Genomic DNA, 14,314 nt, shown 5'->3' on the forward strand with positions numbered 1-14,314 from the left:
GTACTGCCGTGTTGCATGCCGGGCATCAATGTGCGGCACGCCGTCAGGCGCGTCGATGAAGAGGAAGCCACACGTTGAACTCGGCGCCGCGTCCCGGCCCCGCGGAGGTCGCCTTCACGAAACCTCCATGAGCGACTGCAAGGCTGTGGACCAGCGCGAGGCCGATGCCCAGCCCACCTCGCGAGCCACCCTCCCCGGTGCCGGCCTGGCAGAACATGCCGAAGACATGCGGCAGGAACTCGCGCGCGATGCCGCAGCCGGTGTCCGCCACCGCAAGCCGGGCAAAGCCATCCTCGGAGGACAGGCGCACCTGAACCTCTGCGCCGGCGGGCGAGAACTTCATCGCGTTGTCCAGCAGGTTGCCCACGACCTGCTCCAGCCGCACCGGGTCGGCATGGCAGATCAACGGATCGGCCGCCTGCATCTGGGCGCGCAAGCGTCCCGAAGGCCAGCGCGCACCGAATGCGGCGACAAGGTCCAGCGCGAGTGCGCCGAAGTCGACCTCCGCGCGGCGCAGCGCCAGCTTGCCGGTTCGCAGGCGCGAGAAATCGAGCAGGTCGTCGATGAGCCGCTTCTGGCTTTCGATGGCGCGCTGCATCGCCTGGGCGATGCCCTGCAGTTGCGAGGGCTCCGCGGATGCGGGCAGGCGCTGCAGCAGGCAGGCGTTCATCTGAATGACATTCAGGGGCTGCCTGAGTTCGTGCGAGATGACGGCCAGCGCCCGGTCCCGGGTCGTACAGCGCAAGCTCGTAGCGGCTCGAACGTCGTGCGGGGTCTGAAGGGCGGCTTGCGCGCCCCTGGTGTGATAAAGCTCCACGAGGAATCCGTGCTTCTTGATGCGGCCACCCCGGATTCATCGCGGCAGGGGGCCTCGGTGATGAACGATGTTGTTCTCTGGTTCTTCGCGATGGCACCGATCGTAGGCAGCCGCATCTCCTCGCAGAAGGGCGCTGCGGTGGCGCACCGTGTTGCCGGCGGAACACCAATCGGCCAGGGCCGGCCGCGGCACATCGTTCGTGATCTCAGGACGCTTCGTTCACCCGGACCGGGTTCCTGAACAGCCCCTCATCGCATGCAATCGCCCGACATCGCCGACGGCGGCGATTGCTGCCCATGCAAGGCCCGGATCGCGGCCCCTGTCACAAAACCCGGCGTCCGGCCGTCTTGTATCTCGTGCGGCCCGAATGGCTGCGGCCTTCATCTTCTTGACTGGATCATCGAATGAAAAAATCTGCGCTCGAGGCATTTCCCAACGCGAGCAAGCGGGTCGTCGCCGTCCGACGCCGCACGGGCCTGCCCGCGGCGCGGGCGTTGCGAGGGCTGACGAGTGGGTGACATGTACGGCATCGCGGCGCGCTCCACGTCATCGCAGGCGCATGCCGGCGCGTCGCAGGGGCCGAGCGAGGTCCGCTGGCGCTTTGGCGCGTTCATCGTCTGGGAGGCCCAGCGCCGGCTCGAAAGACTCGGGCAGAGCGTGCGCCTGGGCTCCCGCTCGTTCGAACTGCTGCTGCAACTGCTCAGGCGCGTGGGCGAAGTCGTGGGCAAGGACGAGCTGCTCGCCACCGTCTGGGCCGGGGTGGTGGTCGAGGAGTCCAGTGTGCGGGTCCACATCTCCGCGCTCCGCAAGGCCTTGGGGGAGCCGCAAGACGGGGACAACTGCAAGGAATGGATTTCGAACATTCCCCTGCGCGGCTACCGGTTCAATGGAACGGTTTTTCGCGAACAGGTCGGCATGCCGACCGAGGATCGGCCGGGGGCGGCGGCCCTGGCGTTCGCGAAGCTGCCGGAGCGCCTCACCCGGCTTGTGGGCCGCGACGCCGACATGGCGCGCGTGCTGGCGGCGCTCGCCACGCGCCGGCTGGTCACCATCGTCGGCGCCGGCGGCATCGGGAAGACCCGTGTCGCCATCCATGCGGCCGATTGCCATGCTGAACGCACGGCCATGCAATTGGCCTTCATCGATCTCTCGCCGCTGGTCTCGCAGGCCCATCTGGCGAGCACGGTGGCCCGGTCGCTCGGCGCGCCGCCGGACACCCCCGACACGACGCGGGCCATCCTCCAGAGGCTGGCGGACCGCGATGTGCTCCTGCTGATCGACAACTGCGAGCACATGCTGGACGCACTGGCGCCGCTCATCGCCGAACTGCTCGGCGCCCTGCCCGACCTGCGCGTCCTCGCAACCAGCCGGGAGGCCATTCGCATCGAGGGAGAACACGTCGAGCGGCTGTCGCCGCTCGCGGTGCCCGACGCGCAGTGTGCCGACCTGGCCGAAGCCATGGCGTCGCCGGCGGTCGAACTGCTGGTCGAGCGTGCGAAGGCCGTGGGTGCCCGCGCGTTCGAGGATTCCGATGGCCGGCTGCTCGCCGCAGTCGCCCGGCAGGTGGACGGCATCCCGCTCGCCATCGAACTGGTGGCTGCACGCCTGGGCGTGCAGCCGATCGGCGATCTTGCGTTCCGGCTGAATGACCACATGCGGCTCTATTCCGCGGGCAGCAGGGCCGTCCTGCCCCGGCACAGCACGCTCGCGGCGGCGCTGGACTGGAGCATCGCGCTGCTGGACGATGCGGAACTGCGGCTCTTCCGGCGGCTCTCGGTCTTCCGGGGGCGCTTCGATGTCGAGTCGGCGCTGAGCGTCACCCGGGCGGACATGGACTCCGAAGTGGCGTTCGATGCATTGATCTCGCTGGCGAACAAGTCGCTGGTGTCGTTCGACAACAGCGACGCCATCGCGCCCTACCGGCTGCTCGACACGACGCGAAGCTACGCCGCCGCGCTTCTCGCGCAAACCGATGAAGGCCCGGCAATGCGGCGGCGCCATGCGCTCTTCATGCGCGAGCTGATGGGCGCCGCGACCTCGGATTCGGGCGAACTCACCGTGCAGGCCTGGAACGCGCGCTACGCGCACCGGCTGGACGACGTGCGCAGTGCGTTGGACGACTGCCTGGCGCAGCAGGACGATTGGGAGACCGGCGCCGCGCTCACCATCGCTTCGGCGCCCCTGTGGTTTCACGTCTCGCAGGTCGAGGAGTACCGTGACCGGGTCATCGCCGCGCTCGCGTGCCTCGCGCAACAGCCGGGCACGGGCACGGAGACAGAGGCCTGGCTGCAGATCGCACTGGGCAATGCGCTGTGGCACACACGGGGACCGGTACCGGAAATGGGCGCCGCCTACGATCGGGCGCTTGCTGTCGCCATGTCGGCCAGCTCGGTCGTGCTGGAGCTTCAGGCCCGCTGGGGCATCTGCGTGCTGCATGCGATCCGCGGCGAGTATGCGGCCGCGTTGCACCACTCGCAGGTGCTGTTCGAATTCGCGCAATCGACGCCCGACCCCGCCGCGCTCAACCTGGCGCACCGAATGACCGCGCTGGCGAGTCACTTCTGCGGGGATTTTTCTGCGGCGAGTGCCGGCGCCCAGGCGGCGATCCTTGTGGGCAGCACCGTGCGCCAGACGCCCGTCAACTTGTTCCAGGTCGATGCCGCCGTCGCATCGAATGCCTTGCTGGCCCGCACGCTCTGGCTCCAGGGCGATGCGGCGAAGGCCATGGCTACCGCCACCCGAGCGGTGGCTCTCGCCGAGGCCGGGGGCAATGCGCTGTCTCTGTGCTTCGCGCTGTTCGGCACATGCCCCGTCGCCCTCTGGTCGGGCGAGCTGGAACTGGCGCGCAAATGGGTTCGCATGCTGCTGGACGAGGCCCAGCGCAGAGGGCTGGCGTACTGGCACCAGTGGGCACACTGCTATGCGCTGGGCCTGCAGGCGCGCACCGCGGACGACCGGGACCGCCATGTTCGCCGAGTCGCGCAGCAACTCGACGATTTCGACGCGCCACGCAAGGAAATGCTGGTGACCTTCTGCGCCGACTGGATCGACGACGAGACGATCGCGCGCGCCGGTGCCGGGCACGGCCAATGGAGCGCGGCCGAGACCTGGCGCGCTGCGGGCCGGCGTTGCGAGCAGCGCGGCCTCGACGATGAAGCCGAGGCGTTCTACCTGCGTGCCATCGGCACCGCCAGGCAGCAAGGCGCGCTGGGATGGGAATTTCGTGCGGCGATCAGCGCCTCCCAGCTGTGGGTTCGCCGGGGCAAGGCGAAGGACGCCCTCGACCTGCTGGACGAGGTCTGCGCGCGCGCGGCACCTCGGGGCGAGCACCCCGGCCTTGCGCAAGCCCGCGCACTGCGCAGCGCACTCTCCCGGAACTGAAAGACTCCACGGCCGCATCCGTCGCATGCGTACGGCGCCGGATAGCCGGCCATAACAAACATTGACAGGGCTTAACTGGCCCCGGCACCGCTTTGCGCGCAGAGTGACCACTTCGCTTTCATGGGGGATCCGGGACTCCCGATCCCTCGAACCGAGAAGCCGACTCATGACAACCTCTGCCCTCCCTTCGCCCTCTTCCATCCCCCTCGCGCCACGCGCGGATCCGCTGGCCTCCAGCTTCGCCACCAGCTATGCCGGGGTGGTCGCCTTCATCGCCGTCGTCACGGAAGGCAGCTTCGCACGGGCCGCCGACCGGCTGGGCATCGGTCGCTCGGCCGTGAGCCGCAGCGTCCAGAAGCTGGAAGACCAGCTGAACGTCCGGCTCTTCCTGCGCACCACGCGAAGCACCACGCTCACGCGCGAAGGCGACCTCTTCTACGCCAATTGCCACACCGGGGTCGACCGGATCGTCCAGGCCGTGGAAGAAATGCGTGACCTGCGGCAAGGCCCGCCCCGCGGGCATCTGCGCATCAACGCCGCAGTCGGGTTCGGCCGCCGGGTCGTCGCACCCCTGCTGGGCGAATTTCGCGCGACCTACCCAGAGGTCACCATCGACCTGTTGCTGAACGACAAGCCGACCGACTTCACCTCCGACCGTGTCGACATCGCGTTTCGCAACGGCCGCATGGAAGACGCCCAGATCATCGCCAAGCAGATCATCCCGATGCAGCTGCTGCTGTGCGCCTCCCCCGCCTACCAAGCGGCCCACGGACTGCCCGACAGCATGGAAGCCCTGGCCCAGCACGAGTGCATCAACTTCCGCTTTTCATCCGGTCGCATCTTCGAGTGGGAGTTCAAGGTCGGGGGCCATCCACGCAAGCTCGTGCCACAGGCCAAGCTCACCTACAACGACGCGGACCTGGTGCTGCAGGCCGTGCTCGACGGCCACGGCATCGCCCAGCTGCCGGGCTACCTAGCCTGCGAGGCGCTGAGAATGGGTGCGCTGGTCCCGTGCCTGACACAGTACGCACCCGACGACAGCGGTCACTACATCTGCTACCTGAGCCGGCAGCACCTGCCTTCGCGCATGCGCGTGTTCATCGACTTCATGACCTCGAAGATCCGGGCCGCCGACCTGGACTGCCTCACCGACCTCAGCCCGAAGCTGCACGCCGACGCCGGGATTGGTGCCGAGGCGACAACAGCGTGAGTCCCTGCGCAGGCCTACCCCCTCGCCTTCGACGAACCTAGCATTTCAATCGTTCCACGGGCTCTGACGCAGCGCTCGCGCACCGTGGTCCGACGTTTCAATTTCAACCGCAGGAAACCATGAAGACCACACAGAATCCTTCGCGCCGACACCTGATTGCGACTGGCGCTGCCGTCGCCACCGGCACCCTCGCTTTCGGCATGCAGGACGCAGCCGGCGCAGCAACCCGCATCCGGCCGACCCAAACTCCGAGCCCCTCGAGGACTGGCAGCACCATCACCACCCCCGACGGCACGCAGATCTACTACAAGGACTGGGGCGAAGGTCCCGTCGTCACCTTCTCCCACGGCTGGCCGCTCAACGCCGACGCATGGGACGGACAGATGCTCTTCCTGGCGCGCAACGGCTTTCGCGTCATCGCGCACGACCGACGCGGGCACGGCCGCTCGAGCCAGTCTTCGTCGGGCAACGACATGAACGGCTATGCCGACGACCTCGCGGTTCTGTTTGAGGCGCTCGACCTGAAGAAGGTCACGATGGTCGGCCACTCCACCGGCGGCGGCGAGGTGGCGCGCTACATCGGGCGCCACGGCAGCAAGCGCGTGGTCAAGGCTGTGCTCATCGGCGCAGTGCCGCCGGTCATGCTCAAGTCCGCGGCGAATCCCGAAGGCCTGGCGATCGAAGTGTTCGACGGCCTTCGCGCCGGGGTCGCCGGCGACCGCTCGCAGTTCTACAAGGAGTTCGCCATCCCGTTCTTCGGCGCCAACCGCCCGGGCGCGAAGGTGTCGCAGGGCATCCTGGACCAGTTCTGGCTCTGGAGCATGCAATGCGGGCAGAAGAACTCCTACGAGTGCATCAAGGCCTTCTCCGAAACCGACTTCACCGAAGACCTGAAGAAGATCGATGTGCCCACCCTGGTCATGCACGGCGAGGACGACCAGATCGTGCCCATCCACGACTCGGCGAAGAAGTCCGTGCAGCTGATCAAGGGCGCCAGGGCGATCTACTACCCCGGTGCGCCGCACGGGCTCACCGCCACGATGCAGGACAAGATCAATGCGGACCTGCTCACCTTCCTCAAGAGCTGAACCACGCACACGACTGACCGACCTCGAACTTGCACCATGCTGAATCTATTGCTGCAAACCACCATCGAAGGAGACCCGGACGACTGGAACATTGCGCGCTTCAGTCGCCTGAGTTCGTTTCTCTCGCAGCTGCAGGACGACGACGGTCGGCCCGCCTTCCGGGTGACCGCCCGCGACCGCGCGCCGCGCGCGGCTCCCGACCCCGTGCTGTCGACGCTGGATGAATCGGACTTCGACCAGCTCTGGCTCTTTGCCGTCGACACCGGCGACGGCCTGACACCGGAAGATTGCGCAAGCATCAGCCGATTCCGCCGTCGCGGCGGCGGCCTCATGGTCACGCGCGACCACATGGACTTGGGCAGTTCGATATGCAACCTGAGCGGCGTCGGCGCCGCGCATCACTTCCACAGCCGCAACTGCGAGCCCGATACGAATCGCCAATGCGTCGACAACCCGTTCTCGGGAGCCATCTCGTGGCCCAACTACCACTCGGGCGCGAACGGCGACTACCAGCGCATCCGATCGGTCGGCAGCATTCACCCGGTGATGCGCGACAGGCGCTCGGCCACGGGTGTGATCCAGTACCTGCCCGCGCATCCGCATGAAGGCACGGTCGGCGTACCGCCCGGCGATTCGAGTTGCCGCGTCGTCATGGAAGGGCAGAGCTCGGTGTCCGGCAGGCGCTACAACATCGCGGTCGCGTTCGAGCGCTCCGAGCACGGTGGTCGGGCCATCGCGCAGTCGACCTTTCATCATTTCGCCGACTACAACTGGGACCCTTCGGCCGGTTGTCCTTCCTTCGTGGCGGAACCGGCCGGCGATGGAATCATCCGCTTCTCCGAAGCGCTTCGCTCCACGAAGCAGTACGTGCGCAACGTCGCGCTCTGGCTCAGCGCCTGAGCAGGCATCCAAGGAAAAGCAATGCACGACCCGCTGCAAATCACCACCACCCGCGGCAGCTTCACCGCGTACGTCGCCCGTCCGCAGAAACTTCCCGCGCCAGCCATCGTCGTCATTCACGAAGTCTTCGGAGTCAATGCCGACATGCGCCAGTCCTGCGACGAACTCGCGGCGCAAGGCTATCTGGCCATCTGCCCCGACCTGTTCTGGCGAATCGCGCCGGGCGTCGACCTCACCGACCGCACGGAAGCGGAACGCGCGCGGGCCCTGGCGCTGTACAACGCCTTCGATCTCGATGCCGGTGTGAACGACATCGCCGCCGCCCTGCAGGTCGCCCGTGCCATGCCGGACGCCACGAGCAAAGTCGGCGTGGTCGGCTACTGCCTCGGCGGCCTGCTGGCCTTCCTCACGGCCGCACGCGTGGGCCCCGACGCAGTGGTGGCCTACTACCCCGGCAACGCCGACAAGTACCTCCGGGAAGCGGACCAGATCGCCAGCCCGCTGAGCGTTCACCTCGCGGAAAAAGACGAATACATCCCGGCCGACGCACAACGGGAGATATCGGCTGCCTTGAAGGGGCGCCCGCAGGTGCAGGTCTACAGCTACCCGGATCGCGGCCACGCCTTTGCACGGCACCGCGGCATCGCCTACGACGCCGAAGCGGCGGCCCTGGCCAACGGCAGGACCGCAGCCTTCCTGGCCCTTCATCTGCAGCCGCGCTGAACTTTCCGGCGCCTCGGTAGCGGCAACGGCTTTCTCCAGCGAAAATCCGCGGACGGCCTTCGCGGGCCACCACTTGACGGAGTCAACCATGCTGCGTCTCTATGACAGCCGCCTGTCGGGCAACTCGTGGAAGATCCGCATCCTGCTGAGCCAGCTGGGCCTGGCGTACGACCGCGTCACGCTCGACCTGCAGAAAGGCGAGACGCGCGAATCCGCGTTTCGCCAGATCAGCCGTTTCTCACGCGTGCCGGTGCTCGTGCTCGACGATGGGCGCCCCATCGTCGAATCGGGCGCGATCCTGCTGCATCTTGCCCAAGGCACGCCCTACCTTCCCGACGATCCGTATCCGCGAGCGGAAGTCACGGGCTGGCTCTTCTTCGAGCAGGCCGACCTCCAGAAGGCCATTGCCGTCCCGCGCGTGCTCCACTTGCACGGCCTTGCGCATGAAAGGCAGCAGGACATCGAGCGGCTCCAGGCCGAGGGGTACGCAGGCCTCGAAAAGCTGGAGCAGTGGCTGCTCGGCCATGCATGGCTCGTCGGCGATCACTACACCGTGGCCGACCTCGCACTCTCGGCCTACGTTTCGCTGGCCGGCCAGGGCGGCTACGACATGGCGCGCTTTGCCGGCATCCGCGAGTGGCTGGTGCGCGTGCACGGCCAGCGCGGCTGGGTGCCGCTGATTCCCGAAGACGGCCAGGCCGCCCGCCGCTGAGCCGCTCCCTTTATCGTTCGGCATTCCGGGACCGTGCGTACAAGGTCCGACGCCTTCTCAACCACCCCTCGCCTCCCTACGATTTGCCTACGTTCTTCCTGAACCGGATCGAACGCAAAACCGCTCATTGATTGTTGGCTGGTGTGCCTGCCGCGCAGGCAGATGAGGAATGTGATGACGAGTCGTGCCTCCCTGATCCAAATGGCCGCCGCCGCGCGTGCCACCCTGGCGGACCCCGCCCGCGCCACCATCGTGGGCGGCCGTTCGGAACCCCGCTTCGAGCTCTTCCATGCGGCAAGCTCGCTGTGCTCGCAGAAGGTGCGCACGGTGCTGCACGAGAAGGCGTTCTCGTACCGCTCCAACGACATGCGGATCCTGAGCACCATGGAAAGCGACGGATTGGTGGCGGCCGAACACTACAGCCCCGCCTACATCCGCCTGCGCCTGGTTGCCGCGCGCGAGCTCCACAGCGAATACGTCAGCGGCTACAGCGGACGGACATCGGTCGAAACGGAAGGCTTCGATCCCTGCGTGGTGCCATTGCTCGTCGACTACGACACCGGCCGCGTGCTCGCCGATTCGCAGCGCATCTGCATCTACCTCGACAGCGTATCGCACGAGCCGGTCCAGCTCGTTCCCGATGCACCCGATGCGCGCGCCGAGGTGATGCGCCAGGTCGGCATCGTCGACAGGATTGCGAACGGCGCGCTGCTCTACGGCTTTCATCCGGATGCGGATCTGCGGCCCGAAGCGCTCAAGGCTTCGATGCAGACGGTCTACGACTACAAGGTCATGGCGCTGGAGCGCCTGATTGCCGACAACGCCGGCGAGCCCGAGCTGGTGGCGGCCTACCGCGCCAAGATCGTGAAGGAAAGCGGCGGCAAGAAAGTGTGCCGCGATCCGGCCTTCCAACGCGCCGCGCGCGAGCAGACGAGGCAACTGCTGATCGGCCTGGAGCGCGACCTGGCCGCAGGTTCGTTCGCCTGCCTGAACGGAAACGCCTTCTCCCTGGCCGATGCGTTCTGGGGCGTCAACCTGGTGCGCCTGAACTATCTCGGCCTGGGGTCGATGTGGGATGCGCTTCCCCATGTCGCGCGCTATGCCGATGTGCTGGCCAGGCGGTCTTCCCTGTGCAAGGAAGCGATCCAGGCGTCGCTCGATTCGATGCCGCATTCCCGCTACATGGATGCCATGGCGGACTGCCGGTCCGAAGTTCCGGCCTGAGGTCCCGCGCGGCGCAGCGAAGCCGCTGCGCCTTCCACTCTCGTTTCCTCACCCGCCACGCCGTGATGGCGGGTGCGGCCGCCCCATGGCTTTCCGAGCCCGGAGAAAAACCTTGAACGCCGATCGCCCGCCATCTCCCGTGGTCCCTTCCGCATCCAGCCTGCGCCACGCGCTCGACGCCCTGGCCGCCCGGCGCATCACGGCCGTGGCCCTGATCGAGCAGGCACTCGAGGCCGCACAGGCCAGCAAGCGCGACCTGCGCGCCTTCGCCGCGATCGACCGGGACGGCGCGCTGGCCGCCGCGGCAGAAAGCGACAGGCGCTATGCGCAAGGCCGGCAACGGCCGCTGGAAGGGCTGGCCATCGGCGTCAAGGACCTGATCGACACCCAAGGCATCGAAACCAGCTACGGCTCGGCCGCCTACCTGGGGCACCTTCCGGACGCCGACGCCGACGTGGTGCGCGCGCTGATCGAGCGCGGCGCCATTCCCGTCGGCAAGACGGCCACGCATGAGTTCGCATGGGGCGTGACCACGGCCAGCGCCACCTTCGGCGATACCTTGAACCCGCTGGACCGCACGCGCATTCCCGGCGGCTCCAGCGGCGGCGCGGCCGCGGCGATTGCCTGTGGCGCCGTGGCGGCCGGCCTTGGCACGGACACCGGCGGATCGGTGCGGATCCCGGCGGCGCTGTGCGGGGTCGTCGGCTTCAAGCCGAGCTTCGGCGCACTGCCCACGCGCGGCATCTTTGCACTGGCACCGACGCTGGACCACCCGGGCTTTCTTGGCGCGACGGTCGACGACGTCGCGCTGCTGGCGGGCGCATTCCACATCGAAATGCCGCAGCACGCCGCTTCTCCATCTGCGCGCCTCGGGGTGGTGCGCGAGATCGCGCCCGTGCCGCCGAGCGCCGAAGTCGCGTCCGCGTTCGACACCGCGGTTGCGAAGCTCGGAGAATTCCTTGCGTGCACGACCGTCGATGCGCCCGGACCGTTCGACGGCGTCTTCGAAGCCTTTGCGCACATCGTCCTCACCGAGGGCGGCGTCGAGCACTTCCGCCGCAACGCCGCCGATCGCATCGCTACCCACTACGGCCGCGAAACCATCGAGCGGCTCGAGCGCGCCAAGAGCATCACGCTGGGCGACTACGCGCGCGCGCAGCAGGCGCGGCGCGACTTCACCGCCCGGCTGCATCGCGCCATGTCGCAGCTCGACTACCTCGTGCTGCCGACCTGCCCCTGCACCGCGCCGCAGGTGAATCAGGCATCGATCGATATCGGCCATTGGTCGGGCACCGTGCGCGAGGCGCTGATGACCTACACGGCGCCTTTCAACGTCGCGGGGTTCCCGGCCATCTCGATTCCCCTTGCCGCCCGCGACGGCCGCCTGCCCGCCGGGCTGCAGATCGTGGCGAAGCCTGGCCGCGACGGCGCCCTGCTGCAGATCGCACAGCAGATCGAAGGCCTCATGCACACCGGCACATCGACGCATCCCCCTACCACCAGGAGCACACCATGAGCAACACCCCCACCCTTGCGGCCATCGAACGCCCCGCGTCCGGCCAGACACCCTACAGCGCATGGATGCAGACCGACACCTTGCACTCGCTGCAGCGTACCGTCAGCGACCACCCGGGCGAGCACGCCTGGATCGTGCATGTGCAGGTGTCCGAGCTCTACTGGATGCTCATCATCAAGGAGATCCAGTCGGCCCAGGCGTTCCTGCGGGCCGACGACCTCCCGCAGGCCTGGCGCACGTTGCAACGCGTCGTTGCGCACCATGCGCCGCTGGACGCCATCTGGCGCTCGATCGACTGGATGACGCCGAACGACCTGCTCGCGATCCTTTCACGCGCGGTCGCCACGCACGGCAAGGACACGGCGCTGCAAGGCTGGACCTACCGGCAGATGGTCTATCTGCTGGGCATCAAGCAGGCCGAGCACCTGCAGCATTTCGAGCCCCAGCCCCATCGCTGGGAACAGCTCAACAAGGCGCTGGCCGAACCCAGCCTGTACGACGACGTGCTCGCCTTCCTCCGGCGCCGGGGGCTGGGCGTGCCGGCCGAATTGCTGGCGCGCGACCTGGCCGCGCCCTACACGCCCCGCAAGGAGGTCGAAGAGGTCTGGCGCCAGATCTACGCCGACCCCAACGCGAACATCGAGCTCCAGCAGCTCGGCGAGACCCTGGCCGACATCGCCGAGGGCTTCTGCAACTGGAAATTCCGCCACCTGATGGCGACGCGGCGAACCTTCGGTGCGCGGCCGGCCTACTTCGGCACCGAAGGCGTTGCGTGGCTCGTGCCCACGATGGACGAGATTCCTTTTCCCGAGCTCTGGTCGGCGCGCACCTTCATCGGTGACCCGCCGCCCGCGTGCCCGCACATGGCCCGGCAGGGGAAATGAAACACCCGATCGTTCGCGATTTCCGGACCGTGCGTGCAAGAAGCAACGGCTTCTCAGGCGCCAGCCGCCTCCCTACGATTTCCCCAGCGTTCACGAGATCGCGTGAACCCAATAACAAGACTTCAAGAGACAACCGTGTCAGCCAACCTACTGATGGAGATTCTGGAAATGAATGCGGCACCTTTCATCGATAACCTCATCCGGGATCGACGCAGCAAGCGCGGCTTTCTCGATCGCCCCGTTCCCATCGACACGGTGAAAGACATCCTGTCGACCGCGAGCCATGCGCCCAGCTCGAGCAACACGCAGCCCTGGCGCTGCTATGTGGTGACCGGCGAAACGCGCGACCGCGTCACCCGGGCTGCCGTGGCGGAGTTCCGCGCCAACCATGCCACGCTGGCGCCGGAATACCCCTTCTTTCCCCAGCCGCTGCACGAACCGTACGGCACGCGCTTCAACACCTTCCGCGGCCAGCTCGGCGATGCGCAAGGCGTGCACCGCAGCGACAAGGCCGGCCGCCTGCGCGACGTGGAGCGCCAGTTCCTGTTCTTCGATGCGCCGGTCGGGATCATCTTCACGATGGACCGCCGCCTCGAATGGGCCAGCTTTCTCTGCTACGGCTGCTTCCTGCAGAACGTCATGCTGGCCGCCAAGGGCCGGGGCCTGGACACCTGCCCGCAGCAGATCTGGTCGCTGCAGCACCACTTGCTGCGCGCGGAACTCGGCATTCCCCAGGACGAGATGGTGATTGCCGGCATGTCGATGGGCTGGGCCAACAACGGCATGCCGGAGAACCGCATGGCCCTGGAGAAAACGCCGGTCGAGCAATTCGCGTCGTTCGCCCAATAACCACCAACCACATCCATACAAGGGTACTCACATGTCGATCATCAAAGGCTTTCACCACCTGACCGCGTGCGTCAGCGGCGCACAGGAAGACGTGGATTTCTACGTGAAGCTGCTGGGCCAGAGCCTGGTCAAGAAAACCGTTCTGCTGGACGGCGACGAGCCGGTCTACCACCTCTACTACGGCAATGCGCAGGGCGATGCCGGCACGCTGGTCACCTCGTTCCCCTTCAAGCAGAAAGGCGTGAAGGGGCGCCGCGGCTCGGGCCAGATCAAGGTCATCAACTACTCGGTTCCCACGGGGTCGCTGGATTTCTGGCGCGAACGCTTCGGCGCCCGCGGCGTGGTCTTCGACAAGGCCGTGGTCGAGCGCTTCGGCGAGCAGCGCCAACGCTTCCAGCACCCCTGCGGCATCGAATTCGATCTGGTGGCCTCCGGCAACGACACGCGTCCGCCCTGCATTGCGCACGACATTCCGGCGGAGTTCGCGATCCGGGGCGTGCACAGCATCACGCTGTCGCTGCGCGAGGTCGATGAATCCATCATCTTCATGAAGGAGGCGCTGGACTTCCACTATGCCGGCCAGTCCGGCCCGCACCACCGCTTCGAAGCCGCCGACGGCAAGCCCGGCACCATCGTCGAGTTCGTGCACGAGCCGGACCGCCTGCAGGGCTCGTCGATCTACGGTGAGGGCACGATCCACCATGTGGCCTTCGCGGTGGACAACGTCGAGCAGCAGATGCAGATCAAGGAGAAGCTGATGTCGATGGGCCACATCGACACCTCCGAATCGGTCAACCGCAACTACTTCCGCTCGATGTATTTCAAGATGCCGGGCGGCGTGATGTTCGAGGCGGCCACCACCGACATCGGCTTTGCCATCGACGAAGAACCCGGCCACTTCGGCGCCGAGTTCCAGCTGCCGCCATGGCTGCGCGAGCGCAAGGACGAACTGCTTGCGCGCCTGGAGCCCATTGCCGTCTGACGGCACGCAAGACACCTTCCACCTTTTT

The 14,314-nt window shown here is 67.0% G+C and carries 12 protein-coding genes; 11 read left to right on the plus strand and 1 reads right to left on the minus strand.

Going from position 1 to position 14,314, the window contains the following annotated elements:
* Positions 1-43 precede the first annotated feature (43 nt).
* Positions 44-817: a sensor histidine kinase gene (locus AC1DSC_RS10300; protein WP_080642507.1), complete on the minus strand. Its 774-nt coding sequence runs from the start codon at positions 815-817 to the stop codon at positions 44-46.
* A gap of 519 nt (positions 818-1,336) precedes the next feature.
* Between AC1DSC_RS10300 and AC1DSC_RS10305 the strand changes: the two genes are divergently transcribed.
* From AC1DSC_RS10305 to AC1DSC_RS10355, 11 genes are all read left to right on the plus strand, one after another.
* Positions 1,337-4,198, plus strand: a complete 2,862-nt coding sequence (locus AC1DSC_RS10305) for an ATP-binding protein (protein WP_062364768.1) — start codon at positions 1,337-1,339, stop codon at positions 4,196-4,198.
* Positions 4,199-4,364: 166 nt separating this feature from the next.
* On the plus strand, positions 4,365-5,408 hold the full coding sequence (locus tag AC1DSC_RS10310; RefSeq protein ID WP_062364769.1) for a LysR family transcriptional regulator: 1,044 nt from the start codon (positions 4,365-4,367) through the stop codon (positions 5,406-5,408).
* Positions 5,409-5,527: 119 nt separating this feature from the next.
* On the plus strand, positions 5,528-6,496 hold the full coding sequence (locus tag AC1DSC_RS10315; protein WP_015865467.1) for an alpha/beta fold hydrolase: 969 nt from the start codon (positions 5,528-5,530) through the stop codon (positions 6,494-6,496).
* Positions 6,497-6,532: 36 nt separating this feature from the next.
* On the plus strand, positions 6,533-7,396 hold the full coding sequence (locus tag AC1DSC_RS10320; RefSeq protein ID WP_015865468.1) for a hypothetical protein: 864 nt from the start codon (positions 6,533-6,535) through the stop codon (positions 7,394-7,396).
* A gap of 21 nt (positions 7,397-7,417) precedes the next feature.
* The gene (locus tag AC1DSC_RS10325) at positions 7,418-8,119 is read left to right on the plus strand and encodes a dienelactone hydrolase family protein (RefSeq protein ID WP_062364770.1); all 702 of its coding nucleotides are present in this window, start codon (positions 7,418-7,420) and stop codon (positions 8,117-8,119) included.
* A gap of 88 nt (positions 8,120-8,207) precedes the next feature.
* The gene (locus tag AC1DSC_RS10330; RefSeq protein WP_015865470.1) at positions 8,208-8,831 is read left to right on the plus strand and encodes a glutathione S-transferase family protein; all 624 of its coding nucleotides are present in this window, start codon (positions 8,208-8,210) and stop codon (positions 8,829-8,831) included.
* 201 nt (positions 8,832-9,032) lie between these two features.
* On the plus strand, positions 9,033-10,055 hold the full coding sequence (locus AC1DSC_RS10335; protein ID WP_478131811.1) for a glutathione S-transferase family protein: 1,023 nt from the start codon (positions 9,033-9,035) through the stop codon (positions 10,053-10,055).
* Positions 10,056-10,167: 112 nt separating this feature from the next.
* Positions 10,168-11,571: an amidase gene (locus AC1DSC_RS10340; RefSeq protein WP_062364771.1), complete on the plus strand. Its 1,404-nt coding sequence runs from the start codon at positions 10,168-10,170 to the stop codon at positions 11,569-11,571.
* On the plus strand, positions 11,568-12,455 hold the full coding sequence (locus tag AC1DSC_RS10345; protein ID WP_015865473.1) for a tryptophan 2,3-dioxygenase: 888 nt from the start codon (positions 11,568-11,570) through the stop codon (positions 12,453-12,455). Before AC1DSC_RS10340 ends, AC1DSC_RS10345 begins: the two co-directional genes overlap by 4 nt.
* Positions 12,456-12,623: 168 nt before the next feature.
* Entirely contained in the window at positions 12,624-13,304 is a 681-nt protein-coding gene (locus AC1DSC_RS10350) for a nitroreductase (protein ID WP_062365376.1), read from the plus strand.
* Between the two features lie 31 nt (positions 13,305-13,335).
* Positions 13,336-14,286, plus strand: coding sequence for a ring-cleaving dioxygenase (locus AC1DSC_RS10355; RefSeq protein ID WP_062364772.1), 951 nt, complete (start codon positions 13,336-13,338; stop codon positions 14,284-14,286).
* Positions 14,287-14,314 lie beyond the last annotated feature (28 nt).

Source organism: Variovorax sp. 01N425 (assembly GCF_056399465.1).